Source organism: Streptomyces sp. NPDC055140, assembly GCF_053607285.1.
The window spans coordinates 295,948-320,314 of sequence record NZ_JBSGTG010000007.1; the positions used below are offsets into that span (position 1 = coordinate 295,948).

General features: G+C 71.7%; 18 protein-coding genes. 8 read left to right on the plus strand and 10 right to left on the minus strand.

Going from position 1 to position 24,367, the window contains the following annotated elements:
• Positions 1-36 precede the first annotated feature (36 nt).
• The 6 genes from ACWFR4_RS16770 to ACWFR4_RS16795 all read right to left on the minus strand — a co-directional run bounded on the left by ACWFR4_RS16770 (position 37) and on the right by ACWFR4_RS16795 (position 9,806).
• Entirely contained in the window at positions 37-429 is a 393-nt protein-coding gene (locus ACWFR4_RS16770) for a hypothetical protein (protein WP_453459649.1), read from the minus strand.
• A 94-nt stretch (positions 430-523) separates the two neighbouring features.
• A complete protein-coding gene (locus tag ACWFR4_RS16775; protein ID WP_453459652.1) occupies positions 524-4,321 on the minus strand; it encodes an ABC transporter ATP-binding protein in 3,798 nt (1,265 codons plus the stop codon).
• A gap of 149 nt (positions 4,322-4,470) precedes the next feature.
• Positions 4,471-5,394 carry a serine hydrolase gene (locus tag ACWFR4_RS16780; RefSeq protein WP_453459655.1) on the minus strand — a complete coding sequence of 308 codons (924 nt, stop codon included), beginning with the start codon at positions 5,392-5,394 and terminating at the stop codon, positions 4,471-4,473.
• Positions 5,395-5,477: 83 nt separating this feature from the next.
• On the minus strand, positions 5,478-7,151 hold the full coding sequence (locus tag ACWFR4_RS16785; protein WP_453459658.1) for a thiamine pyrophosphate-binding protein: 1,674 nt from the start codon (positions 7,149-7,151) through the stop codon (positions 5,478-5,480).
• A 132-nt stretch (positions 7,152-7,283) separates the two neighbouring features.
• On the minus strand, positions 7,284-8,255 hold the full coding sequence (gene speB, locus ACWFR4_RS16790) for an agmatinase (protein WP_326712891.1): 972 nt from the start codon (positions 8,253-8,255) through the stop codon (positions 7,284-7,286).
• 72 nt (positions 8,256-8,327) lie between these two features.
• On the minus strand, positions 8,328-9,806 hold the full coding sequence (locus ACWFR4_RS16795) for a sodium:solute symporter (RefSeq protein ID WP_453459661.1): 1,479 nt from the start codon (positions 9,804-9,806) through the stop codon (positions 8,328-8,330).
• Positions 9,807-9,984: 178 nt separating this feature from the next.
• On the opposite strand from ACWFR4_RS16795, the gene ACWFR4_RS16800 reads away from it, so the two are divergent.
• Positions 9,985-11,493: a PucR family transcriptional regulator ligand-binding domain-containing protein gene (locus tag ACWFR4_RS16800; RefSeq protein WP_453459664.1), complete on the plus strand. Its 1,509-nt coding sequence runs from the start codon at positions 9,985-9,987 to the stop codon at positions 11,491-11,493.
• 62 nt (positions 11,494-11,555) lie between these two features.
• Positions 11,556-12,353 (plus strand): phosphatase, encoded by a 798-nt coding sequence (locus ACWFR4_RS16805; RefSeq protein WP_453459667.1) that lies wholly within the window; start codon positions 11,556-11,558, stop codon positions 12,351-12,353.
• Here ACWFR4_RS16805 and ACWFR4_RS16810 read toward each other — a convergent pair.
• From ACWFR4_RS16810 to ACWFR4_RS16825, 4 genes are all read right to left on the minus strand, one after another.
• Entirely contained in the window at positions 12,337-13,335 is a 999-nt protein-coding gene (locus ACWFR4_RS16810; protein WP_453459670.1) for a cation diffusion facilitator family transporter, read from the minus strand. The two genes, ACWFR4_RS16805 and ACWFR4_RS16810, sit on opposite strands and share 17 nt — an antisense overlap.
• A gap of 105 nt (positions 13,336-13,440) precedes the next feature.
• Positions 13,441-14,322 carry an acyl-CoA thioesterase gene (locus ACWFR4_RS16815; protein ID WP_116512863.1) on the minus strand — a complete coding sequence of 294 codons (882 nt, stop codon included), beginning with the start codon at positions 14,320-14,322 and terminating at the stop codon, positions 13,441-13,443.
• Positions 14,323-14,358: 36 nt separating this feature from the next.
• The gene (locus ACWFR4_RS16820) at positions 14,359-15,516 is read right to left on the minus strand and encodes an acyl-CoA dehydrogenase family protein (protein ID WP_100594312.1); all 1,158 of its coding nucleotides are present in this window, start codon (positions 15,514-15,516) and stop codon (positions 14,359-14,361) included.
• A 276-nt stretch (positions 15,517-15,792) separates the two neighbouring features.
• A complete protein-coding gene (locus tag ACWFR4_RS16825) occupies positions 15,793-16,380 on the minus strand; it encodes an SACE_7040 family transcriptional regulator (RefSeq protein ID WP_453653054.1) in 588 nt (195 codons plus the stop codon).
• A 111-nt stretch (positions 16,381-16,491) separates the two neighbouring features.
• Between ACWFR4_RS16825 and ACWFR4_RS16830 the strand changes: the two genes are divergently transcribed.
• The 6 genes from ACWFR4_RS16830 (at position 16,492) to ACWFR4_RS16855 (ending at position 24,252) form a co-directional block, all read left to right on the plus strand.
• On the plus strand, positions 16,492-18,114 hold the full coding sequence (locus ACWFR4_RS16830) for a carboxyl transferase domain-containing protein (RefSeq protein WP_453459673.1): 1,623 nt from the start codon (positions 16,492-16,494) through the stop codon (positions 18,112-18,114).
• Between the two features lie 19 nt (positions 18,115-18,133).
• The gene (locus ACWFR4_RS16835; protein WP_453653083.1) at positions 18,134-20,071 is read left to right on the plus strand and encodes an acetyl/propionyl/methylcrotonyl-CoA carboxylase subunit alpha; all 1,938 of its coding nucleotides are present in this window, start codon (positions 18,134-18,136) and stop codon (positions 20,069-20,071) included.
• Entirely contained in the window at positions 20,068-21,045 is a 978-nt protein-coding gene (locus tag ACWFR4_RS16840) for a hydroxymethylglutaryl-CoA lyase (RefSeq protein WP_453653056.1), read from the plus strand. The genes ACWFR4_RS16835 and ACWFR4_RS16840 overlap by 4 nt, the downstream gene beginning before the upstream one ends.
• Positions 21,046-21,050: 5 nt before the next feature.
• The gene (locus ACWFR4_RS16845; RefSeq protein ID WP_453459679.1) at positions 21,051-22,211 is read left to right on the plus strand and encodes an acyl-CoA dehydrogenase family protein; all 1,161 of its coding nucleotides are present in this window, start codon (positions 21,051-21,053) and stop codon (positions 22,209-22,211) included.
• A gap of 104 nt (positions 22,212-22,315) precedes the next feature.
• Positions 22,316-23,359, plus strand: a complete 1,044-nt coding sequence (locus tag ACWFR4_RS16850; protein ID WP_453459682.1) for an ABC transporter substrate-binding protein — start codon at positions 22,316-22,318, stop codon at positions 23,357-23,359.
• Positions 23,360-23,364: 5 nt separating this feature from the next.
• Positions 23,365-24,252: a siderophore-interacting protein gene (locus ACWFR4_RS16855; RefSeq protein WP_453459684.1), complete on the plus strand. Its 888-nt coding sequence runs from the start codon at positions 23,365-23,367 to the stop codon at positions 24,250-24,252.
• Positions 24,253-24,367 lie beyond the last annotated feature (115 nt).

Consider the following 24,367-nt stretch of genomic DNA (forward strand, 5'->3'; position numbering starts at 1 on the left):
GGTTCTTGGTGTTCTGTCAGCGCACGGGGCGCACGTTCAGCAGAGGATCCAGCCCGAACTCACCGACGCCCCGCCGACCGTGCCCCTCACCCACACGCAGCGGTGGCCCGTGTGGACGGTCACCGGGCCCGCGTGGTGCGTGTAGCGCCCGCTGTCCTGAACGGGCCTGCTGCCGCGCGCCTGCACGCTGACCGACATCTTCTGCCGTACGCCGTCGCGCTTGGTGAGGGTGACCGCGCAGAGGTAGTTGCCGCTGCGGTAGAGGACCGTCCTGCCGGTGGAGAACGGCAGGGTGCGCACCTTGTGGCCGGGGCAGATCGCCGCGGCCTGGGCCGTTCCGACGGCCGGCCCCGCGAGGGCCAGCAGCGCCGAAGAGGTCAGTACTGCTGCCGCGGCCGCCAGCCGTCTGCGTATGACGCCCTCGCTCATGCCTCCACCCACCGTCGCCCCTCCAGTCACGTGTGCCACAGCGTACTGATGAACGGACGCGACACACAGGGCCGGTGGTTGCGCCGATCCCCCGTCACAGCGAAGAGCTGATCTCCGCCTCGGGTTCGGGCTCGCCGGCGAAGGTCCGCCACAGCTCGGCGTACCGCCCGCCGAGCGCGAGGAGCTCGGCGTGCGTGCCGTCCTCCGCGACGCGCCCGTCGGCCATCACCACGACCCGGTCGGCGCGGGCCGCGGTGGTGAGGCGGTGCGCGACGACGAGGGTCGTGCGCTTGCCCGCGGTGGGGGTCCCCCCTGCTCGAACGGAGTTGAGAGCTTGGGGGAGGTCCGTGGCCCGGGGGATCTCGGTGGCCCGGGCCACAGCAGCCTCCGTGGCGAGGTCGAGCGCGGCGGTCGCCTCGTCGAGCAGCAGGATGTCGGGGTCGACGAGCTCGGCGCGGGCCAGGGCGATCAACTGCCGCTGCCCGGCCGACAGGTTGCGGCCGCGCTCGGCGACCTCGTGGAGGTAGCCGCCCTCAAGGGTGGCGATCATCTCGTGCGCGCCGACCGCGCGGGCCGCCGCCTCCACCTGGGCGTCGGTCGCGTCGGGACGGCCGTAGGCGATGGCGTCGCGCACGGTGCCCTGGAAGAGGTACGCCTCCTGCGGCACGACGCCGAGGCGGTGGCGGTAGCTCGTCAGGTCGAGGGCGCGCAGGTCGGTGCCGTCGACGGTGACGCGGCCCGCCGTCGGGTCGTAGAAGCGGGCGACGAGCTTGACGAGGGTCGACTTGCCCGCGCCGGTCTCGCCGACGAAGGCGACGGTCTGCCCGGCAGGGATGCGCAGGGCCACGTCGCTGAGCGCCGCCTCCTGTCCGTCCGCGGCCCCGTATGCGAAGTCCACGTCCTCGAAGGCGATCTCGCCGCGCAGGGAGAGGACGTCGAGGGGTTCCTCGGCGTCCTTCGTGGACGTCGGCTCCTGGAGCAGCTCCTGGATGCGGCCGAGCGAGACGGTGGCCTGCTGGTAGCCGTCGAAGACCTGGGAGAGCTGCTGCACGGGCGCGAAGAACAGGTCGATGTAGAGGAGGTACGCGACGAGCGCGCCGGTCGTCAGGGTGCCCGCCTCGACCCGGCCCGCGCCCACCATCAGGACCGCGGCCGCGGCGACGGACGACAGGAACTGCACGAACGGGAAGTACACCGAGATCAGCCACTGGCCGCGGATACGGGCGCTGCGGTAGGCGCCGCTGCGCTCGGCGAACCGCTCGGCACCCGAGCGCTCACGCCGGAACGCCTGCACGATCCGCAGCCCGGCGACGGACTCCTGGAGATCGGCGTTGACCACCGAGACGCGCTCACGGGCGAGCTCGTACGCCTTGACGCTGGAGCGGCGGAAGAAGAACGTGCCGACGATCAGCGGCGGCAGTGTCACGAAGACGACCAGGGCGAGCTGGACGTCGATGACGAGGAGCGTGCCCATGATGCCGAAGAACGTGACGACGGAGACGAAGGCGGTGACCAGGCCCGTCTGGAGGAACGTCGACAGGGCGTCCACGTCGGTCGTCATCCGGGTCATGATGCGCCCGGTCAGCTCCCGCTCGTAGTAGTCGAGGCCGAGCCGCTGGAGCTGGGAGAAGATCTTCAGGCGCAGCGAGTAGAGGACCCGCTCGCCGGTGCGTCCCGTCATGCGGGTCTCGCCGATCTGCGCGCACCACTGGACGAGGACGGTGACCAGGCCGAGCCCGGCGGCCGCCCACACGGCGCCGAGCGCGAGCTGCGAGACGCCCTCGTCGATGCCGTGCCGGATCAGCACGGGGAGCAGCAGGCCCATGCCCGCGTCGAGCGCGACGAGCACGAGGCTGATCAGCAGAGGCGCGCCGAATCCGCGCAGCAGGCGGCGCAGCCCGTACGACTCCTCGGCCGTCACCGCGCGCGCCTCGTCGATGTCCGGGACGTCGGTCGCGGCGGGCAGGGCGTCGACCTGCGCGAGCAGTTCGGGCGTCGCGGGCATCCCGGCGAGCGCCGGATCCTCGGCGTTCTTCGCCTCGCGATCACCCGTCCACAGGGTGGGGGTGATGCCTCGCTCGGCGTCGAACTCGGCGTCCAGCTCGTCGCGTACGGAGGTGTCCTCGTCGGGGAGCGCGGGCGCGAGATGGCCCGGCGAGACCCCGCCGAGCTCGTCGGGGTCGGTGAGCAGGCGCCGGTAGAGGGCCGATCCGGCCTCCAGCTCCTCGTGGGTGCCGATCGCGGCGAGGCGCCCGCCGTCGAGGACGGCGATGCGGTCGGCGAGACCGAGGGTGGAGCGGCGGTGGGCGATGAGGAGGGTGGTGCGGCCGGCCATGACGCCGCGCAGCGCCTCGTGGATCTCGTGTTCCACGCGCGCGTCGACGGCGGACGTGGCGTCGTCGAGGACGAGGAGGCGGGGGTCGGTGAGGATGGCGCGGGCGAGCGCGATGCGCTGGCGCTGGCCGCCGGAGAGCGTGAGGCCGTGCTCACCGACGGTCGTGTCGTAGCCCTCGGGGAGCGCGGCGATGAAGCGGTCGGCCTGGGCGGCGCGGGCCGCGGTCTCGATCTGCTCGTCGCTCGCGCCGGGGGCGCCGTACGCGATGTTCGCGCGGATCGTGTCGGAGAAGAGGAAGGAGTCCTCGGGCACGAGCCCGATCGCGGCCCGCAGCGAGTCGAGGGTCAGTTCGCGCACGTCGTGGCCGCCCACGAGGACGGCGCCGTGCGTGACATCGTAGAAGCGCGGCAGGAGCAGCGAGACGGTGGACTTGCCGGAGCCGGAGGAGCCGACGACGGCGAGGGTCTGGCCGGCCGGGATCTCGAAGGACAGTCCGTCGAGTACGGCGCGGTCGGTGCCCTCGTACGAGAACGACACGCCGTCGAACTCGACGGTCGCGGGGGCGTCGGCGGGCAGTTCCTTCTTGCCGTCCTCGATGGACGGCTCCGTGTCGATCAGTTCGAGGACGCGCTCGACGCCGGCGCGGGCCTGCTGGCCGACGGTCAGGACCATGGCGAGCATGCGGACGGGGCCGACGAGCTGGGCGAGGTAGCTGGAGAACGCGACGAATGTGCCGAGCGTGATCTGGCCGCGGACCGCGAGCCAGCCGCCGAGCGCGAGCATCGCGACCTGGCCGAGGGCCGGCACGGCCTGGAGTGCGGGGGTGAACTTGGAGTTCAGGCGGATGGTGCGCAGGCGGCCGGCGAACAGCCGCCGCCCGACCTCCCTGAGCTTCCCGATCTCCTGGTCCTCCTGCCCGAAGCCCTTCACGACGCGCACGCCGGAGACGGCCCCGTCCACGACCCCGGCGACGGCGGCGGCCTGCGCCTGCGCGTACCAGGTGGCGGGGTGGAGCCGGGAGCGGCTGCGCTTGGCGATGAACCAGAGGGCGGGGGCGACGGCGAGCGCGACGAGGGTGAGCGGCAGGGACAGCCACGCCATGATCACGAGGGAGATCAGGAAGAGCAGGACGTTCCCGATGGTCATCGGGAGCATGAAGAGCAGGCCCTGGATGAGCTGGAGGTCGCTGGTCGCCCGGCCGACGACCTGGCCGGTGGACAGCTCGTCCTGGCGCCGGCCGTCGAGCCGGGTGATCGTCCCGTACATCTCGTTGCGCAGGTCGTGCTGGACGTCGAGCGCGAGGCGGCCGCCGTAGTAGCGGCGGATGTAGGTGAAGACGTAGACGACGAGGGCGGCGCCGATCAGGGCGCCCGCCCACGGGCCCATGGAGCGGGTGTGGTCCTGGACCACGTCATCGATGATCACCTTGGTGATCAGCGGCACCAGCGCCATGACGGCCATGCCGCCCAGGGACGCGCCGAGCGCGAGCACGACGTCCTTCGGGTACCGCCACGCGTACCCGGCGAGACGCCGACCCCAGCCCCGTTGCTCCGCCACGTCTGTCCTCCTGTTGTCCTGACCTGCCGAGAGGCCCAACGCGGAGAACGGCGGATTTCATCCCGCCGCAACAAATCGGGGAGCAGACCGGGACCAAGGACGGAGGCCGCCCGGTCCTTTGGTCCTCGGCCGGCCCCCGTCGCTGCCGATCAGTTCTGCGGTACGGCGACGAACGCCTCCTTGGGCGTGCTGGTCGGGGTGTAGCGGGACGCCGCCGGGGCAGTCGGCGTCAGGTCCTTGTGTATGGCCTTGGCCACCGCCTGGATCGTGTTCACGCCGTAACTCATCGTGCTGTTGTCGTGCGTCAGGACAGAGATCGTGTAGTCGTGTCCGCCGCCCTGGAACGCGCCGATGCTGTGCACGCGCCAGCCGTGCGTGGAGCGCTCCAGCCAGCCGTTCTTGACGTGCACGGCGACGGACGAGGGCGCGCCGGCCGGGGTCCCCCAGCGCTGCGAGGACACGACCTTCCCCATGAGCTTGAGGATGTAGGCGCGGGAGTTGTCACTGAGGACGGTGTTCTTGGCGGTGACCAGCGAGAGCAGTTTCTGCTCGTCCTGGACGTTGATCTGGGTCAGCCCCCAGTAGCCGCCGGACCCCGGCACGGTCCGCGTCATCCCGGCGGCCTTGAGGAAGCCCTTCACCTTGGTGGTGCCGAGCTGCTTCCACAGCGATGTGGTGGCCGCGTTGTCCGACTTGGTGATCATGGCGGTGGCGAGATTCGCCTCGCGCGTCGTCAGATACCGGTTGGTCTTCTTGGCATCCCAGAGCAGCGTGGCGAGAACGGTCACCTTCACGACACTGGCGGAGTCGTACGAGGACGTGGCCCGAAGCGAGCACGTGGTGTTCGTGGTCCGGTCGTAGAGCCCGACGGCAACGGTCCCCTTACGACTCGCAAGGGCGGCGGTGATGTCCTTCTGCAGCTTGGCTGCGAGCCCGGCCTTGCCGGAGGTGCAGCTGACCTGCGGCGCGGTGGCGGCAGACGCGGGCGCGGCACCCGCGACGACGGGCACGAGCACCCCGGCGGCGATGACCGCCGGGAGCACGCGGGCGCGCCTGGATATTCGGTGAGTCATGTGGGTCTTCCCTCCCCGTGGAGAACGGCTGACCCACTTGACTCACCGACAGTGGCGAATGGTTGTACGCATCGGACGAGGCGTCACGTGAGATGCGTCGGCGCGAACATCTTCAGCAGTGCGGGGAGCACCACGACCGACGGGCCCGGTTCTGCGAGCGCCTCTGCCAGGTCGTCCCGGAGCGTCTCCGGGGAGGTCCGGACACCGCGTACCCCGAACGACTCCGCCAGGGCCACGAAGTCCGGGCGGGAGAGTTCTGTTGCCGTCGCCTCACCGAACGCGTCCGTCATGTACTCGCGCAGGATGCCGTAGCCGCCGTCGTCCACGATCAGCCAGGTCACCGGCAGGTTGTACTGCTTCGCCGTGGCCAGTTCCGCGATCGAGTACATCGCGCCGCCGTCGCCCGAAACCGCGAGGACGGGCTTCGACGGGTCGGCCGCGGCGGCGCCGAGCGCGGCCGGGAAGCCGTAGCCGAGGCCGCCCGCGCCCTGCGCCGAGTGCAGGGCGCCCGGCCATGCCGACCAGGCCCAGTACGCCAGGATCGTCATGTCCCAGAAGGAGGGGGAGGACGCCGGGAGCGCCGCTCTCACAGAACCCAGGATCTCGCGCTCGAAGGCCAGGTCCTGGCCGTCGAGGCGTTCGCGGACCGCGGCCAGGAGCGTCGCGACCCGTTCGGGCGCCGACGGGTCCGGGCGCTCCGTGACCGTCTCCAGGAGCGCCGAGAGCGCCAGGCGCGCGTCGGCGTGGATGCCGAGCGCCGGGTGGTTGGACTCCAGCTTTCCGGCGTCCGCCTCGATCTGGATCACCCGGCCGCGCGGCGCGAACGTGTGGTAGTTCGAGGAGAGTTCGCCCAGGCCGGAGCCGACGACCAGCAGGACGTCGGCGTCCTCCAGGAGGTCCGTCGTGTGGCGGTCCTCCATCCACGACTGGAGCGAGAGCGGGTGCTCCCAGGGGAACGCGCCCTTGCCGCCGAAGGTGCACACGACCGGGGCGTCGATCTTCTCCGCGAGCGCGACCAGCTTGCCGCTCGCGTCCGACCGTACGACACCGCCGCCCGCGATGATCACGGGGCGCTCGGCGCGCGACAGCAAGTCGGCTGCCACGGCGGTCAGTTCGGGGCGCGGCACGAGGTCGCGCGGGGTCGCGTCCATCGCCGTGACGACCGGAAGGGTCGTCTGTGCGAGGAGCACGTCCTGCGGGATCTCCACCCAGACCGGGCCGTGCGGCGCGGTGAGGGCGGACTCCCAGGCGGCGGCGATCGCGGAGGGGATCTGCGACTGCGTCCGCACGGTGTGGACGGACTTGACCACGTCCCGGAACGAGGCCTGCTGGTCCCGGAGTTCGTGCAGATAACCGTGGCGTCCGCCGCCGAGCCCGGCGACCGGGATCTGGCTGCCGATGGCCAGGACCGGCGCCGACGCGGCCGCCGCCTCCTGGAGCGCGGCGAGCGACATCAGCGCGCCGGGTCCGGTGGAGAGCAGGAGCGGCGCGACCTCACCGGTCACGCGTCCGTACGCGTCGGCCGCGAAGCCCGCGTTGTTCTCCACGCGCAGGCCCACGTACCGCAGGTCCGAGCGGCGCAGCGCGTCGAACATGCCGAGCGCGTGCTGGCCGGGGAGCCCGAAGACGGTGGACGCGCCGAGGCCGTGCAGGGTCTCGACGACGAGGTCACCGCCGTTGCGGCCGGGCGGAGGGTTCAGCGCGGCTTCGGTCTGCGCCTCGGTGGGCAGCAGTTCCAGGTCGTGGTCGTGGGTCATGGGTCCCTCGGGGCGTGGCGTGGTCGGTCGGGTGCGGCCCGGTGGCCGGGTTGTGCCCACCCGTTCCTCCCCCAGTGTCTGAAGGACCTGGGGGGACCCCCAGCGGAACGACTGCCCACAACCCGACGGGGACTACTTCGCCGCGCGGCTCTGCGCGATCTGACGGGACATGATCGTCGTCAGCTCGTACGCGGTGTGCGAGGCGGCGACGGCGGTGATCTCCGCGTGGTCGTAGGCCGGGGCGACCTCGACGACGTCGGCGGAGACGAGGTTGCAGGACGACAGGCCGCGCAGGATCTCCAGGAGCTCGCGCGAGGTCATGCCGCCGGCCTCGGGGGTGCCGGTACCGGGCGCGTGGGCCGGGTCGAGGCAGTCGATGTCGATGGAGATGTACAGCGGGCGGTCGCCGATGCGCTGGCGCAGCTGGTCGGCGACCTCGTCGGCGCCGCGGCGGTAGATGTCCGCCGAGGTGACGATGCCGAAGCCCATCTTCTCGTCGTCGGTGAGGTCCTGCTTGCCGTACAGCGGGCCGCGCGTGCCGACGTGGGAGAGCGCCTCGGTGTCGAGGATGCCCTCCTCGACGGCCCGGCGGAACGGGGTGCCGTGCGTGTACTCGGCGCCGAAGTACGTGTCCCACGTGTCGAGGTGCGCGTCGAAGTGGAGCAGCGCGACCGGGCCGTGCTTCTTGGCGACCGAGCGCAGCAGCGGCAGCGCGATGGTGTGGTCGCCGCCGAGCGTCATCATGCGGGCGCCGGTGCCGAGGAGGTCGTCGGCCGCGGCCTCGATCGTCTCGACGGCCTCGTTGATGTTGAACGGGTTGGCCGCTATGTCACCGGCGTCCGCGACCTGCGCGAGGGCGAACGGGGACGCGTCCTGCGCCGGGTTGTAGGGGCGCAGCAGCCGGGACGCCTCGCGGATCGCGTTGCCGCCGAAGCGGGCGCCCGGCCGGTACGAGACGCCCGAGTCGAAGGGCACGCCCACGACGGCCACGTCCGCGGTGCCGACCTCGTCGAGGCGGGGCAGGCGGGCGAAGGTGGCGGGACCGGCGTACCGCGGGACGCGGGAGGAGTCGACCGGACCGCGGGGCGTCTCGTTGCTGCTCATGCGAATTGCCTTCTTTCCTACGCTTCTTGGCGCCGCGCAGCCCTTGGCGGGGCTACGCGGCGCTTTCCGAATTTACTGGGTGGCGGTGGCCGGCTCCGCGTCCGTCTCCGCCTCGGCCCCGCGCCCCGCGAGCCGCTCGCGCCAGGCGGCGAGCACCGCGGCGTCGGTCGGCTTGGTGGCCAGGGAGACGATGACGAAGGCGGCGAGGGAGAGCAGAAGGCCGTAGTAGACGGGCTCGTTGGCGAGGATCCCGTAGCCCCACATCAGGCCGATGACGGAGAGTCCGCCGATGGAGACGGCGGCGAGGGCGCCGGCCACGGTGCCGCGCTTCCACAGCAGGCCGCCGAGGATCGGCACGAGGAGCCCGGCGACGAGCAGGTTGTAGGCGACGGTCAGGGCCTCGACGACGTTGTTGAGCGCGATGGCGATGCAGATCACCGCGACGCCCATGATCAGGATGAAGAGGCGGTTGCCCTTCACCTCGTCGTGCGCCTCGTCCTTGTCGCCGCCGGAGGGCTTGATGGCGCCCCGCAGCCGCGACCAGATGTCGTTGTTGGCGACGGTCGCGCAGGCGATCAGCGCGCCGGACGAGGTCGACATGACGGCGGCGAGCGCGGCGGCGAGCACCAGGCCCCGCACACCGATGGGGAGCTCGTCCTTGACGATGGTCGCGAACGCGGCGTCGGCGCTGGGCAGCTTCGGGTACATGACCTTCGCGGCGGTGCCGATGACGGCGCCGGCGACGGCGTAGACCAGGCAGTAGGTGCCCGCGACGGTGCCGCCGACGCGGGCGACCTTGTCACTGCGGGCGGTGAACACGCGCTGCCAGATGTCCTGGCCGATCAGCATGCCGAACGTGTAGATCAGCACGTAAGTGAAGATCGTCTCGCCGCCGATACCCAGCGGGTCGAAGTACTCGGTGGGCAGCTTGGCCTTCATCTCGCTGAAGCCGCCGGCCTTGATGACGGCGATCGGCAGCAGCAGGAGCAGCACGCCGATGGTCTTCACCACGAACTGCACCATGTCGGTGAGGGTGATGGACCACATGCCGCCGAGCGTCGAGTACGCGACGACGATCGAGCCGCCGAGGATGATCGCGATGGTGCGGTTCATGTCGAACAGCACGTCGAAGATCGTGGCGTAGGCGATGGTCGAGGTGACGGCGAGCATCAGCGTGTACGCCCACATCACGACGCCGGAGATGAGCCCGGACCGGCCGCCGTAGCGCAGGTCGAGCATCTCGGAGACGGTGTAGACCTTCAGGCGGGCGATGCGCGCCGAGAAGAACACGGACAGCGCGAGCAGGCCGAGGCCGATGGTGAAGACCATCCACGCGCCGGACAGGCCGTACTGGTAGCCGAGGCCCACGCCGCCGATGGTGGAGGCGCCGCCGAGGACGATCGCGGCCATGGTGCCTGAGTACATCATCGGGCCGAGCCTGCGGCCCGCCACGAGGAACTCGCTCTTGGACTTGGCGCGGCGCATGCCCCACCAGCCCATGGCGAGCATGCCGGCGAGATAGACGACGATCACTGTGTAGTCGACGGCCATAGGGCCCTCCTTCGCGCACCTCGGTGGCGTGTCGTGCAGATGGGGGTGGGTGACCGGCCGTGGGGACATCCGCCCGTACCCGAGGCCTGCGGTCGGCACGACCTTAGGTGGCCTGAAAGCAACGCTGAAGTGTACTTTTTATCCACTCTCCCGCGACTGGATGGAGAAAACATCCACCATGCCGGACGCAACCCGGCCTGCGGCGGGCGCGCCAGGCCCCTCGGCGCCCCCCGCACCGGCCGTTCCGCCGACCCCGCCGGTGCCGCTCACTGCGCTGCTCGCCCGCGAGGACCTGGGCCTGCGCCAGATCGCGGGCCCGCCCGTGGGCCCCGACGCGGTGATCCACTGGGCGCACACGTCCGAGATGGCCGACCCCTATCCGTATCTGCTCGGCGGTGAGCTGCTGCTGACCGCCGGGGTGCACGCGACGGAGTCGGCGGGCACGGGCCCCTACTACGACGACTACGTGGCGCGGATCGTCGCGGCGGGCGGGGCGGCGCTCGGCTTCGGGGTCGCGCCGGTGCACGACACGGTGCCGCGCGCCCTGGTAGAGGCCTGCGATCGGCACGGGCTGCCGCTCTTCGAGGTGCCGCCCCACTCCACCTTCAGCGGGGTGACCCGCGCGGTCTGGCAGCTGATGGCCCAGGCGCGCCACGCGGAACTGCGCCGCGTCAGCGAGGCGCAGCAGGGTCTCGCCACGGCGGCGGCGCGCCCCTACCCGGTGCCCGCGGTGCTGCGGCAGCTGGCGCAGCGCACCGGCGGCTGGGCGGTGCTCACCGCGCCGGACGGCACGGAGGTCGGCCGGGCGGGCCCCGACCCGTCGGCCGAGGTGAGCGCGGCGATGGCGCAGCTGATGCGGATCGTGCGCCCGGGCGAGACCCGTCTCTTCCCCGCACCCACATCGGCGGCGGACACGGTGGGCGGCGCGCAGCTGGCGGCGTACGCGCTCGGCGGCGGCCAGGGCTACGCGCTGGGGACGGCGGTCGGCCACCGCGACCCCGGCGACCACACCATCGCGGGGGTGGCGGTGGTCCTGCTCTCCCTGCTCACGGGCGAACACCAGACGACGGCCGAGGCGGCGCGCTCGGCGGCCCTGGTCCGGCTCCTGCTCGGCGAGGAGCCGGCCGCCGTCGCGGCGCTGCTCGGCGACGGCACCTGGCGGGTGGTCCACGCCGCACCCGACCGTCCGTCCCCTCCCCCCGTCTCCCTCGGCACGCCCCTCCTCGACGCGACCGACTCCCTCGTACGCGCCCTGCTCCCCGCGGACCAGGAGGTCGTCGCCCAGGAGGGCTGGGTGATGGGGGTGAGCGGCGCGGCGCCCACGGACGACCTGACGGCGGCCGACGCGCAGGCCTCGCGCGCCCTGACCCGGGCGAAGGCGACCCGCGCCCCGCTCGTGCACCACCACTCGGACGCGCGCGGACTCGCCTCGCTCCTCGACCCCGGGGAGGCGACGGCGCACGCCCGGACGCTCCTCGCCCCGATCGCGCACACGCCCGCGCTGACCGAGACACTGCGTACATGGCTGTCCCTGCACGGGAGTTGGGACCGTACGGCCACCGCGCTCGCCGTCCACCGCAACACCGTGCGGCAGCGCATCGCGAAGTGCGCCACGCTCCTGGACACGGACCTGGACGACCCCGACGTGCGCATGGAACTGTGGTTCGCCCTGCGCCACGCAGAGTGACACCCGTCCCACCCTCCGGGACATCGGGGCTCCTCACAGCGCCCGACGGCACAATGGGGGGCATGCCGATACCCGGGATCCCCAGCCGCGCCGCGCTCGTCGACCATCTGATCCGCACCCGCATCGCTGGCGACGTGGCCACACCCCGCGACAACAACCTCTCCCACTACCGCAGGCTCGCGAACGGCGACCGCCACTACTGGCTCGGCCTGGAGCTCGGCGACCGCTGGACCGACGAGCAGGACGTCCTCGCGGTGATGGCGGAGCGTTGCGGCGTGAACGACGACCCCGAGTACCGATTCGGCCAGGACACCATCGACCCGCAGCTCACGGTCGACGCCCTGGAGCGCATGGGCGCCCGGCTGCGCAAGGCGGCGGCCGGCAAGGAGCGCGTCCTGTTCGCGACGGGCCACCCGGGCGGCCTCCTCGACGTGCACCGCGCGACGGCCGCGGCGCTGCGCGCGGCGGGCTGCGAGATCGTCGTGATCCCCGAGGGCCTGTCGACGGACGAGGGCATGGTCTTCCAGTTCGCGGACGTGGCGGTGCTGGAGCGCGGCGCGACCCTTTGGCACACGCATTCCCCGGACCCCATGGCGCGGATCCTGGACGGCCTGGAGCGCGAGGGGCGCCCGCTGCCGAACCTCGTCGTCGCCGACCACGGCTGGGCGGGCTGCGCGGGCCAACGGGGGATCGACTCCATCGGATACGCGGACTGCAACGACCCGGCGCTGTTCGTCGGCGAGGCCGAGGGCACCCTTCAGGTGACGGTGCCGCTCGACGACCACGTCACGAGCCCGCGCCACTACGACCCGATGACGGCCTATCTCCTCGACGCGGCGGGCCTCAGCCCCACGGGTTGAGCCCCTCCTCGCGCCGCTGCGCGAACCCGGGCGTCGGGTCGAGGTAGACCCGGGTCACGTTCGGGAACCGCTCGCGCAGCCGGGCGGCCGCCTCCTCGCAGGCCCACTCGATCTGCGCGGCGGTGGAGGTGTCGCGCAGGTCGACCTTCGCCGCGACGAGCGCCTCGCGCGGCCCCTGCACGAGGGTGGTCAGTTCGAGTACGGCCTCGATGTGCTCGACGCCGGCGAGCAGTTCGCGGATCTCCAGGCGGACCGCCTTGGGCAGCGGGCGCCCGATGAGGAGTTCGGCGTTGGACCGTCCGAGGACCCAGGCGACGTACAGGAGCAGCGCGCCGATGCACAGGGAGGCGATGGCGTCCCAGACGCCGGAGCCGGTGAGCTGACCGCCGAGCAGGCCGCCCGCGGCGAGGAGCAGGCCGACGAGGGCGGCCGAGTCCTCCATGACGACGGCCTTGACGGCGGTGTCGGGGGTGCGGCGCAGATAGTGGCCCACGGGTGCTCCCGTGCGGGCGGCCTCCCCGCGGACCTGCTTGATCCCGGTGCGCAGGGAGAAGCCTTCCAGGACGAAGGCGACGGCGAGGACGATGTACGAGATGAGCGGGTCGCCGAGTTCCTCGCCGGCCACGAGGGTGTGGATGCCGTCGTAGATGGAGAAGACGGCGCCGCCGACGAACGTGGCGACGGCGGCGAGCATGGCCCAGATGTAGCGCTCGGGCCCGTAGCCGAGGGGATGTTCCTCGTCCGCGGGCTTCTCGCTGCGCTTCAGCGCGGTGAGCAGCAGCACCTCGGTGACCGTGTCGGCGACCGAGTGGGCGGCCTCCGAGAGCATGGCGCTCGACCCGCTGATGATTCCGGCGACGGCCTTGGCGAGGGCGATCCCGAGATTGGCGGCCGCCGCCACGAGGACGGTGGTGACGCTCTCGCCCCCGCCGTCCTCACCCGTGTCCCCGGCCGGCCCACTCTGCTCAGCGCTCGTGCCCATGCACGTGACGGTATGTCCGATCCCCACGCGCCGCGAACCACGCGGGCCCGGGGTCTTTCGTTTGGATCAGACCCCGCGAGCCCGGCATGATCCAAACGAGAGGCCCTAGCGCGGGACGCGGACGACGCCCTCCTGGATCACGGAGATGGCGAGCTGCCCGTCGCGTGTGTAGATGCGGGCCTGGCCGAGGCCGCGCCCGCCCGAGGCCGACGGCGACTCCTGGTCGTACAGGAGCCATTCGTCCGCGCGGAACGGCCGGTGGAACCACATCGCGTGGTCGAGCGAGGCGCCGACCACGTCGCCCACGGCCCATCCCCCGCGCCCGTGCGCGAGCAGCACGGAGTCGAGGAGCGTCATGTCGGAGACGTACGTGGCGAGGCAGACGTGCAGCAGCGGCTCGTCGATGACGCCGTGGAGCTTGCCGTTCGTACGGAACCAGACCTGCGAGCGCGGCTCCTGCGGGGTGCCCACGCTGCCGAACGGCGGCGCGTCCACGTACCGCAGGTCGACGGCCTCGCGCGCTTCGAGGAGCCGCTCGGCGACGCCGGGCTCGACGAACGCGTCGGCGTAGCGCGGCAGCATCTCGGCGGCGGTGGGCAGCGTCTCGGGGTCGGGCGCGGGCGGCATGGCCGCCTGGTGCTCGAGCCCGTCCTCGTACGTCTGGAAGGACGCCGAGAGATGGAAGATCGGCTGCCCGTGCTGGACGGCGACGACGCGGCGCGTGGTGAAGGAGCGCCCGTCGCGGATCCGGTCGACCGTGTAGACGATGGGCGCGCCCGGGTCGCCGGGCCGCAGGAAGTACGCGTGCAGCGAGTGGGCGTGCCGGTCGCCGGGGACGGTGCGCCCGGCGGCGACGAGCGCCTGGGCAGCCACCTGTCCGCCGAAGACCCGGGGGACGACGGCGGAGCGGGACTGCCCGCGGAAGATGTCCTGCTCGATCTGCTCCAGGTCGAGCAGATCGAGCAGGGACTCCAGTGCCTGATTCATACAGCCAGTTCTACAGAAGGCGGAGGGACGGGCGGGTTACAGGCCCATGTCCTTCGCGATGATCGTCTTCATGATCTCGCTGGTGCCGCCGTAGATACGGTTGACGCGGTTGTCCGCGTACAGGCGCGCGATCGGGTACTCGTTCATGAAGCCGTAGCCGCCGTGCAGCTGGAGGCAGCGGTCGATGACGCGGTGCGCGACCTCGGTGCAGAACAGCTTGGCGCTGGCGGCCTCGGCGGGGGTCAGCTCGCCCGCGTCGAGGGCCTCGAGGGCGCGGTCGGCGACGGCCTCGGCGGCGTCCACCTCGGCCTGGCAGGCGGCCAGTTCGAACTTGGTGTTCTGGAAGGAGGCGACGGGCTTGCCGAAGACGGCGCGCTCCTGGACGTACTCCTTGGCGAACCGGACGGCGGCCTTGGCCTGCGCGTAGGCGCCGAAGGCGATGCCCCAGCGCTCGGAGGCGAGGTTGTGGCCGAGGTAGTAGAAGCCCTTGTTCTCCTCGCCGAGGAGGTCCTCGACGGGGACCTTCACGTCGACGAACGCCAGCTCGGCGGTGTCGGAGGTCTTCAGGCCGAGCTTGTCGAGCTTGCGGCCTATGGAGTAGCCCTCGGACTTGGTGTCCACCGCGAAGAGGGAGATGCCGTGGCGGCGGTCCTCGGCGGTGGGCGCGTCGGTGCGGGCGCAGACGATCACCTTGTCGGCGTGGACGCCGCCGGTGATGAAGGTCTTGGCGCCGTTGAGGACGTAGTGCGTGCCGTCCTCGGAGAGCTTGGCGGTGGTCTTCATGCCCGCGAGGTCGGAGCCGGTGCCCGGCTCGGTCATCGCGAGGGCCCACATCTCCTCGCCGGAGACGAACTTCGGCAGGAAGCGCTTCTTCTGCTCGTCGGTGGCGAGCATCTTGATGTACGGGAGGCCGAGCAGCACGTGCACGCCGGAGCCGCCGAACTGGACGCCCGCGCGCGAGGTCTCCTCGTACATCACCGCCTCGAACTTGTACGAGTCGATGCCGGCGCCGCCGAACTCCTCGGGCACGCGGATACCGAAGACGCCGAGCTCGGCAAGCTTGTAGTAGAAGTCGCGCGGGGCCTGCCCGGCCGCGAACCACTCGTCGTAGACGGGCACGACCTCGGCCTCGATGAAGGCGCGGATGGTGTCCCGGAACGCCTCGTGGTCCTCGTTGTAAACGGTACGGCGCACGACCTGCTCCTTCGGAAACGGCATCACTGCACGACTAAGCGCTTGCTCAGCTTAGGTTACCCGCCAGTTTCTGGAGCGTCCAGAGACGCACGTCACGCCTGGGCCCTGTCGTCACATTCCCGTCGTCCGCCCGCGAGAGCGGGCCGGGCGGCGCCTGGTGCGTGCGATCGCAAGGCGCCGGAGAGGCCTCGAAGCGGAGCTAACCAGGGCTTTCGGCAACGCGGCGAGCGTGCGTGCCAGGCGCCCCCCGGCGGGCGGGAATTTGACGACAGGGCCCTAGGCAGCCTCGAACGCCCCGCGCGCCATGCGGTGCAGCAGGCCGGCTGTCGCCTCGCGGCCGGGCAGTCCGCCGGACCTGCCGAGGTGCGGGGTCGAGTTGAGCAGGCCGAAAACCGCGTGCACCGCGGCCCTCGCGGGCTGCTCGACCAGGCCCGGATAGACCTCGCGCAGCGCCTCGACCCACAGCTCGACGTACTGGCGCTGCAGCTGGCGCACCAGCTTGCGGTCGCTGTCGCGCAGGCGGTCCAGCTCGCGGTCGTGCAGGGTGATCAGGGGGCGGTCGTCGAGGGCGAAGTCGATGTGCCCCTCGATGAGCGAGTCGAGCAGCGCCTCGGGATCGCCGCCGTCGGACTCGGCGAGACGGCGCTTGCCGCCGGTCAGGAGCCGCCCGCTGATGCCGACGAGCAGCTCGGCGAGCATCGCGTCCTTGCCCGCGAAGTGGCGGTAGAGCCCGGGGCCGCTGATGCCGACCGCGGCACCTATCTCGTCGACGCCGACTCCGTGGAACCCGCGCTCGGCGAACAGCCGCGCGGCCTCCTTGAGGATCTGCTCGCGGCGGGTGGGGGCGTCGGTTCTGGTGGCCATGAAGGTAATTCTAGACAGCGACGTTAGCGGTCGTTAACCTGAGGGAAACGCGTTAACGCTCATTAACCGAGCGGGAGCCGATCGACGCGAGCCGAATGAGGGGACTGCGCGATGCAGGAGGCACCGGAGCTGACGAGCGCGGCGGACCCCGCGTCGGAGGCCTGGAAGGCCAACGAGGCGGCACACGAGGCGCTGGCCGACGAGCTGCGCGGCAAGCTGGCCGCGGCCCGGCTCGGCGGCGGTGAGCGGGCCCGCGCCCGGCACACCGCGCGCGGCAAGCTGCTGCCGCGCGACCGCGTGGACGCACTGCTCGACCCGGGCTCCCCGTTCCTGGAGCTGGCGCCGCTCGCGGCCGACGGGATGTACGGGGACCAGGCTCCGGCCGCCGGGGTGATCGCCGGGATCGGGCGGGTCAGCGGCCGCGAGTGCGTGATCGTCGCCAATGACGCGACGGTCAAGGGCGGCACGTACTACCCGATGACGGTGAAGAAGCACCTGCGCGCCCAGGAGGTGGCCCTGGAGAACCGCCTGCCGTGCGTCTACCTGGTGGACTCGGGCGGCGCCTTCCTGCCGATGCAGGACGAGGTCTTCCCCGACCGCGAGCACTTCGGGCGGATCTTCTACAACCAGGCGCGGATGTCGGGCGCCGGCATCCCCCAGATCGCGGCGGTCCTCGGCTCGTGCACGGCGGGCGGCGCGTACGTCCCGGCGATGAGCGACGAGGCCGTGATCGTGCGCAATCAGGGCACGATCTTCCTGGGCGGCCCGCCCCTGGTGAAGGCCGCCACCGGCGAGGTCGTCACCGCCGAGGAGCTGGGCGGCGGCGAGGTGCACTCCCGGGTATCGGGCGTCACGGACCATCTCGCGGAGGACGACGCGCACGCGCTGCGGATCGTGCGGACGATCGTCTCGACGCTCCCGGAGCGCGGCCCGCTGCCCTGGTCGGTCACCCCGGCGATCGAGCCGAAGGTGGACCCCGCGGGGCTGTACGGCGCGGTGCCGGTCGACTCGCGCACCCCGTACGACGTGCGGGAGGTCATCGCGCGCGTGGTGGACGGCTCGCGGTTCGCCGAGTTCAAGGCGGAGTTCGGGCAGACCCTCATCACGGGCTTCGCCCGCATCCACGGCCACCCGGTCGGGATCGTCGCGAACAACGGCATCCTGTTCTCCGAGTCCGCCCAGAAGGGCGCGCACTTCATCGAGCTGTGCGACCAGCGCGGCATCCCGCTGGTGTTCCTGCAGAACATCTCGGGCTTCATGGTGGGGCGTGACTACGAGGCGGGCGGGATCGCCAAGCACGGCGCCAAGATGGTCACCGCCGTGGCCTGCACGCGCGTGCCGAAGCTGACCGTCGTGATCGGCGGCTCGTACGGCGCGGGGAACTACTCGATGTGCGGCCGGGCCTACTCGCCGCGCTTCCTGTGGATGTGGCCCGGCGCGAAGATCTCTGTCATGGGCGGCGAGCAGGCCGCCTCCGTCCTCGCGACCGTCAAGCGCGACCAGTTGGAGGCGCGCGGCGAACGGTGGCCCGCCGAGGACGAGGACGCCTTCAAGGCGCCGATCCGGGCCCAGTACGAGGAGCAGGGGAACGCCTACTACGCGACGGCCCGGCTCTGGGACGACGGCGTGATCGACCCGCTGGAGACCCGGCAGGTCCTCGGCCTCGCCCTGACCGCCTGTGCCCACGCGCCACTGCCGGAGAAGTCCGGCGGCTTCGGCGTCTTCCGGATGTGAGGGGAGGGACCCCATGAGCATGTTCGACACCGTTCTTGTGGCCAACCGCGGCGAGATCGCCGTCCGCGTCATCCGTACGCTGCGGGCGCTCGGCATCCGCTCGGTGGCCGTGTACAGCGACGCGGACGCCGACGCCCGCCATGTGCGCGAGGCCGACACGGCGGTCCGTATCGGGCCGCCGCCCGCGGGCGAGAGCTACCTCCGCGTGGACCGGCTGCTCGAGGCGGCCACGCGCACGGGCGCGCAGGCCGTTCACCCGGGCTACGGCTTCCTCGCGGAGAACGCCGCGTTCGCGCGGGCCTGCGCCGACGCCGGCCTCGTCTTCATCGGCCCCTCCGCCGACGCGATCTCCCTCATGGGCGACAAGATCCGCGCCAAGGAGACGGTGCAGGCGGCCGGGGTCCCGGTCGTGCCCGGCTCGTCCGGCAGCGGCCTGACGGATGCGCAACTGGCGGACGCGGCGCGGGAGATCGGCATGCCCGTGCTGCTCAAGCCGTCCGCGGGCGGCGGCGGCAAGGGCATGCGCCTGGTGCGTGACGAGGTGCTGCTCGGCGACGAGATCGCGGCCGCACGGCGCGAGGCCCGCGCCTCCTTCGGCGACGACACGCTGCTCGTGGAGCGGTGGGTCGACCGTCCCCGGCACATCGAGATCCAGGTCCTGGCCGACGGCCACGGGCACGTGATCCACCTGGGCGAGCGCGAGTGCTCCCTCCAGCGCCGCCACCAGAAGATCATCGAGGAGGCGCCGAGCGTCCTCCTCGACGAGGCGACGCGCGCGGCGATGGGCGAGGCCGCGGTGCAGGCGGCCCGCTCGTGCGGGTACCGCGGCGCCGGCACGGTGGAGTTCATCGTGCCGGGCAACGACCCTTCGTCGTACTACTTCATGGAGATGAACACCCGCCTCCAGGTGGAGCACCCGGTCACGGAGCTGATCACGGGTGTCGACCTGGTGGAGTGGCAGCTGCGGGTCGCCGCCGGCGAGCAACTGCCGTACGCGCAGGACGACATCGAGCTGACCGGGCACGCGGTCGAGGCGCGGATCTGCGCCGAGGACCCCTCGCGCGGCTTCCTGCCGTCGGGCGGCACGGTCGTCTCGCTGCGCGAGCCGCAGGGCGACGGGGTGCGCACCGACTCCGGCCTCAGCGAGGGCACGGAGGTCGGGAGCCTGTACGACCCGATGCTGTCGAAGGTCATCGCGTACGGGCCCGACCGGGCGACCGCCCTGCGCAAGCTGCGCGCCGCCCTCGCGGGGACGGTCACGCTGGGCGTGCCGACGAACGCCGGGTTCCTGCGGCGGCTGCTCGCGCACCCGGCGGTCGTGGCGGGCGAGTTGGACACGGGGCTCGTGGAGCGCGAGGCCGACGGCCTGGTCCCCGGCGAGGTGCCGGAGGAGGTGTACGAGGCGGCCGCCGCCGTCCGCCAAGCGGCCCTGGCGCCGTCGGGATCCGGCTGGACCGACCCGTTCGCCCAGCCGACCGGCTGGCGCCTGGGCGGCACGCCCGCACCGGTCGACTTCCACCTCAAGGCCGCCGGACTCGAACCCGTCACGCACCGCGCGCGCGGCACCCACACAGTCGGCGCCGACAGCGTCACCGTCCACCTGGACGGCCTGACCCACACCTTCCACCGGGCCGGTGACTGGCTGGGCCGCGAAGGCGACGCCTGGCACGTGCAGGACTTCGACCCGGTGGCGGCCTCGCTGTCCGGCGCCGCGCACTCCGGCGCCGACTCCCTCACCGCGCCGATGCCCGGCACGGTCACCGTGGTGAAGGTGGCCGTCGGCGACGAAGTGGCCGCGGGACAGAGCTTGTTGGTGGTCGAGGCGATGAAGATGGAGCACGTCATCTCCGCCCCGCATGCCGGCACCGTGGCCGAGCTGGACGTCACACCGGGCACGACCGTCGCGATGGACCAGATCCTCGCGGTCGTCACGCCGCACGAGGAGATGACGGCATGAGCACCCCCGTACCCACCGCCCTGCCCATGGTCGTGCCCTCCCAGGATCTGCCCGCGCACGTGCGGATCCACGAGGTCGGCGCGCGCGACGGACTGCAGAACGAGAAGGCGACGGTCCCCACGGAGGTGAAGGCGGAGTTCGTGCACCGCCTCGCTGCCGCGGGCCTGACCACCATCGAGGCGACCAGCTTCGTGCACCCCAAGTGGGTTCCCCAACTGGCCGACGCGGAAGCCCTGTTCCCGATGCTCCGGAACTTCGAAGGCGCGGCCCGCCCGCACCTGCCCGTGCTCGTGCCGAACGAGCGGGGTCTGGACCGGGCCCTCGCGCTCGGGGCGCGCCGCGTCGCCGTGTTCGCCAGCGCCACGGAGTCGTTCGCCAAGGCCAATCTGAACCGGACGGTGGACGAGGCGCTCGCCATGTTCGAGCCGGTCGTGACCCGCGCCAAGGAGGGCCGGGCGCATGTGCGCGGCTATCTCTCCATGTGCTTCGGGGACCCCTGGGAGGGCGCCGTCCCGGTCCACCAGGTCGTCCGGGTCGCCAAGGCCCTGATGGACATGGGGTGCGACGAGCTGAGCCTCGGCGACACGATCGGCGTCGCGACGCCGGGCCACGTCCAGACGCTCCTGGCCGAGCTCAACGAGGAGGGCGTGCCGACGAACGCGATCGGCGTGCACTTCCACGACACGTACGGCCAGGCCCTGTCCAACACCCTCGCGGCGCTCCAGCACGGAGTGACCACCGTGGACGCCTCCGCGGGCGGCCTCGGCGGCTGCCCGTACGCGAAGAGCGCCACCGGAAATCTCGCCACCGAAGACCTCGTGTGGATGCTTTCGGGCCTCGGTATCGAGACCGGGGTCGACCTGGGCCGTCTCACCGCCACCAGCGCGTGGATGGCCGAACAGCTGGGCCGGCCCAGCCCGTCCCGCACCGTCCGCGCCCTCGTGAAGACGGCACAGCCCCTACAGGAGCAGTGAACAAGATGGACCACCGCCTGAGCAGCGAGCACGAAGAACTCCGCCGCACCGTCGAGGAGTTCGCGCACGACGTCGTCGCCCCCAAGATCGGCGACTTCTACGAGCGGCACGAGTTCCCGTACGAGATCGTGCGGGAGATGGGCCGCATGGGCCTGTTCGGGCTGCCCTTCCCGGAGGAGTACGGCGGGATGGGCGGCGACTATCTGGCCCTCGGGATCGCCCTGGAGGAGCTGGCGCGCGTCGACTCGTCCGTGGCGATCACGCTGGAGGCGGGCGTCTCGCTCGGCGCCATGCCCCTCCACCTGTTCGGGACCGAGGAGCAGAAGGCCGAGTGGCTGCCGCGGCTGTGCTCCGGCGAGATCCTCGGCGCGTTCGGACTGACCGAGCCCGACGGCGGCTCGGACGCGGGCGCGACCCGTACGACGGCGAGGGTCGACGAGGCGACCGGCGAGTGGGTGATCAACGGCACGAAGTGCTTCATCACCAACTCCGGTACGGACATCACCGGTCTGGTCACGGTCACGGCGGTCACCGGCCGCTCCCCCGAGGGCAAGCCGCAGATCTCCTCGATCATCGTGCCGTCCGGCACGCCGGGCTTCACGGTGGCGGCGCCGTACTCGAAGGTCGGCTGGAACGCGTCGGACACGCGTGAACTGCACTTCGACGACGTACGGGTCCCCGCGGCGAACCTGCTCGGCGAAGAGGGCCGCGGATTCGCCCAGTTCCTGCGGATCCTGGACGAGGGCCGCATCGCGATCGCCGCACTGGCGACCGGTCTGGCGCAGGGCTGTGTGGACGAGTCGGTGAAGTACGCCAAGGAGCGGCACGCGTTCGGCCGCAACATCGGCTCGTACCAGGCGATCCAGTTCAAGATCGCCGACATGGAGATGAAGGCGCACACATCCCGCCTCGCGTGGCGTGACGCGGCCTCGCGGCTGGTGAGCGGGGAGCCGTTCAAGAAGGAGGCGGCGCTCGCCAAGCTCTACTCGTCGACGATCGCGGTCGACAACGCGCGCGAGGCCACGCAGATCCACGGGGGCTACGGCTTCATGAACGAGTACCCGGTGGCTCGCATGTGGCGCGACTCCAAGATCCTCGAGATCGGTGAGGGCACGAGCGAGGTGCAGCGCATGCTGATCGCGCGGGAGCTGGGCCTGACGGGCTGAGAGAGCGGCGGCGAGGGGGCCCTCTGGACAACAGCTTAGGTTAGGTTAACCTAAGTCAGAATCCGGCCAGCGGCCCTCCGTTCGTCACGAAAGCAGCCACTGTCATGCCCCATGCCCGTCTCACCACCCCTTCCCGTCGCGGCATCCTCGCCGCGGGCGGCGCCCTCGGCCTCGGAGCCGCGCTCGCCGCCTGCGGCAGCGATTCCAAGGACAGCGGCTCGGGCGCCAAGTCGGGCAGCGCCAAGTCCGGCCCCTGGTCCTTCAAGGACGACCGCGGCACGACGGCGAAGAGCGACAAGATCCCGGCGAACATCGTCGCGTTCACCGGTGTCGCCGCCGCCCTGTTCGACTACGGCATCGAGGTCAAGGGCGTCTTCGGCCCGACGACGACCAAGGACGGCAAGGCCGACGTACAGGCCGGCGACATGGACGTCAGCAAGCTGACGGTCATCGGCAACACCTGGGGCGAGTTCAAGATCGAGAAGTACGCGGCGCTCTCCCCCGACCTCCTCGTCTCGACGATGTTCGACGAGAAGGGCACCCTCTGGTACGTCCCCGAGGAGTCCGCGGACAAGATCCTCAAGCTCGCCCCGAGTGTCGGCATCTCCGTCTACGACCGCCAGATGACCCAGCCGCTGGAGCGCCTGCTCGCGCTCGCCGGGTCGCTCGGCGCGGACGTGAAGGCCGAGAAGACCGTCAAGGCGAAGAAGCGCTTCGAGGACGCGGCCGCCCGCCTGCGCAAGGCCGCCAAGGCCCGCCCCGAGATCCGGGTGCTCGTCGGCTCCGCGAGCCAGGACATCTTCTACGTCTCCGGCTCCAACCTCTCCGCCGACCTGGAGTACTTCAAGTCGCTCGGCGTGAACATCGTGGAGCCCACGGAGAAGGCGAAGAAGGCCAGCGGCGGCTGGTTCGAGAACCTCAGCTGGGAGAACATCGACGCCCACCCGGCGGACGTCATCATGATGGACAACCGGACGTCGGCCATCCAGCCCGCCGACCTCGACAAGGCCACCTGGAAGAAGCTGCCCGCCGTCAAGGCCGGCCAGGTCATCCCGCGCGTCACCGAGCCCATCTACTCGTACGCCAAGTGCGCCCCGATCCTCGAGGACCTCGCCGAGGCCATCGAGAAGGCGAAGAAGGTCGGCTGACACACATGACGACGACCGAGTCCCCCGCGATCGCACCCTTCCGATTCTTCGACCTCCAGGTAGCGCGGACGCGGCGGCTCGGTCCGTCGCTGCAGCGCGTGACTTTCACGGGGCCCGACCTCGTGGACTTCCACGCCGGAGGCCGCGACCAGAGCCTGTCGCTGTTCCTGCCGCAGCCGGGCCAGGAGGCCCCCGTCCTGCCGGCCGCCGAGCCGGGCGACGACGGCCGCGCCTGGCACGCCGCGTACCGGGCGCTCCCGGACGACGTGCGGGCCGTGATGCGCTCGTACACGGTCAGCGGGCAGCGCCGCACGCCCGGCGAACCCGGCGAGGTCGACATCGACTTCGTCCTGCACCACGACGGCTCCGGCGGCGCGGGGCCCGCCTGCGTCTGGGCCGAGGCGGCGAAGGCCGGTGACCGCGTGACGGTCCTCGGCCCGGCGGTCGCCGACAACACGGCCGTACGCTGCCGCCCCCACGAGGGCGCCGACCACGTCCTGATGTGGGGCGACGAGACCGCCCTGCCCGCCGCCCTGGGCATCCTCGCCTGGCTGCCGCCGGAGCTGCCCGCGCATGTCTGGCTGGAGGTCCCGCACCGCGAGGACATCCCGGCGATCGAGACCTCGGGCGACGTCACCGTCACCTGGCTCGTGCGTGACGAGGATGCGCCGTCCGCGCTGGACGCGATCCGCGCGGCCGGGCTGCCGGACGCGTCGAGTCCATACGCCTGGCTCGCGGGCGAGTCCGGAACGATGAAGGAACTGCGCCGCCATCTCGTGCGCGAACGCGCCTACGACAAGCGGTCGGTGACGTTCGTCGGCTACTGGCGCAAGGGGCTCAGCGAGGACGGCCTGCGCGTCGCCGAGGCCCAGGAGGCGGCCGCCGGGGACTGACGGGCAGCACATTCCGGCCACTCATGAGGGGCGGGGTCGCAAGCGCAACTTAGGTTAGGCTAACCTAAGTCAGGTGCTGGGACCTCGCCCCTTTCCCATGCCGCCCGTCTTCCCC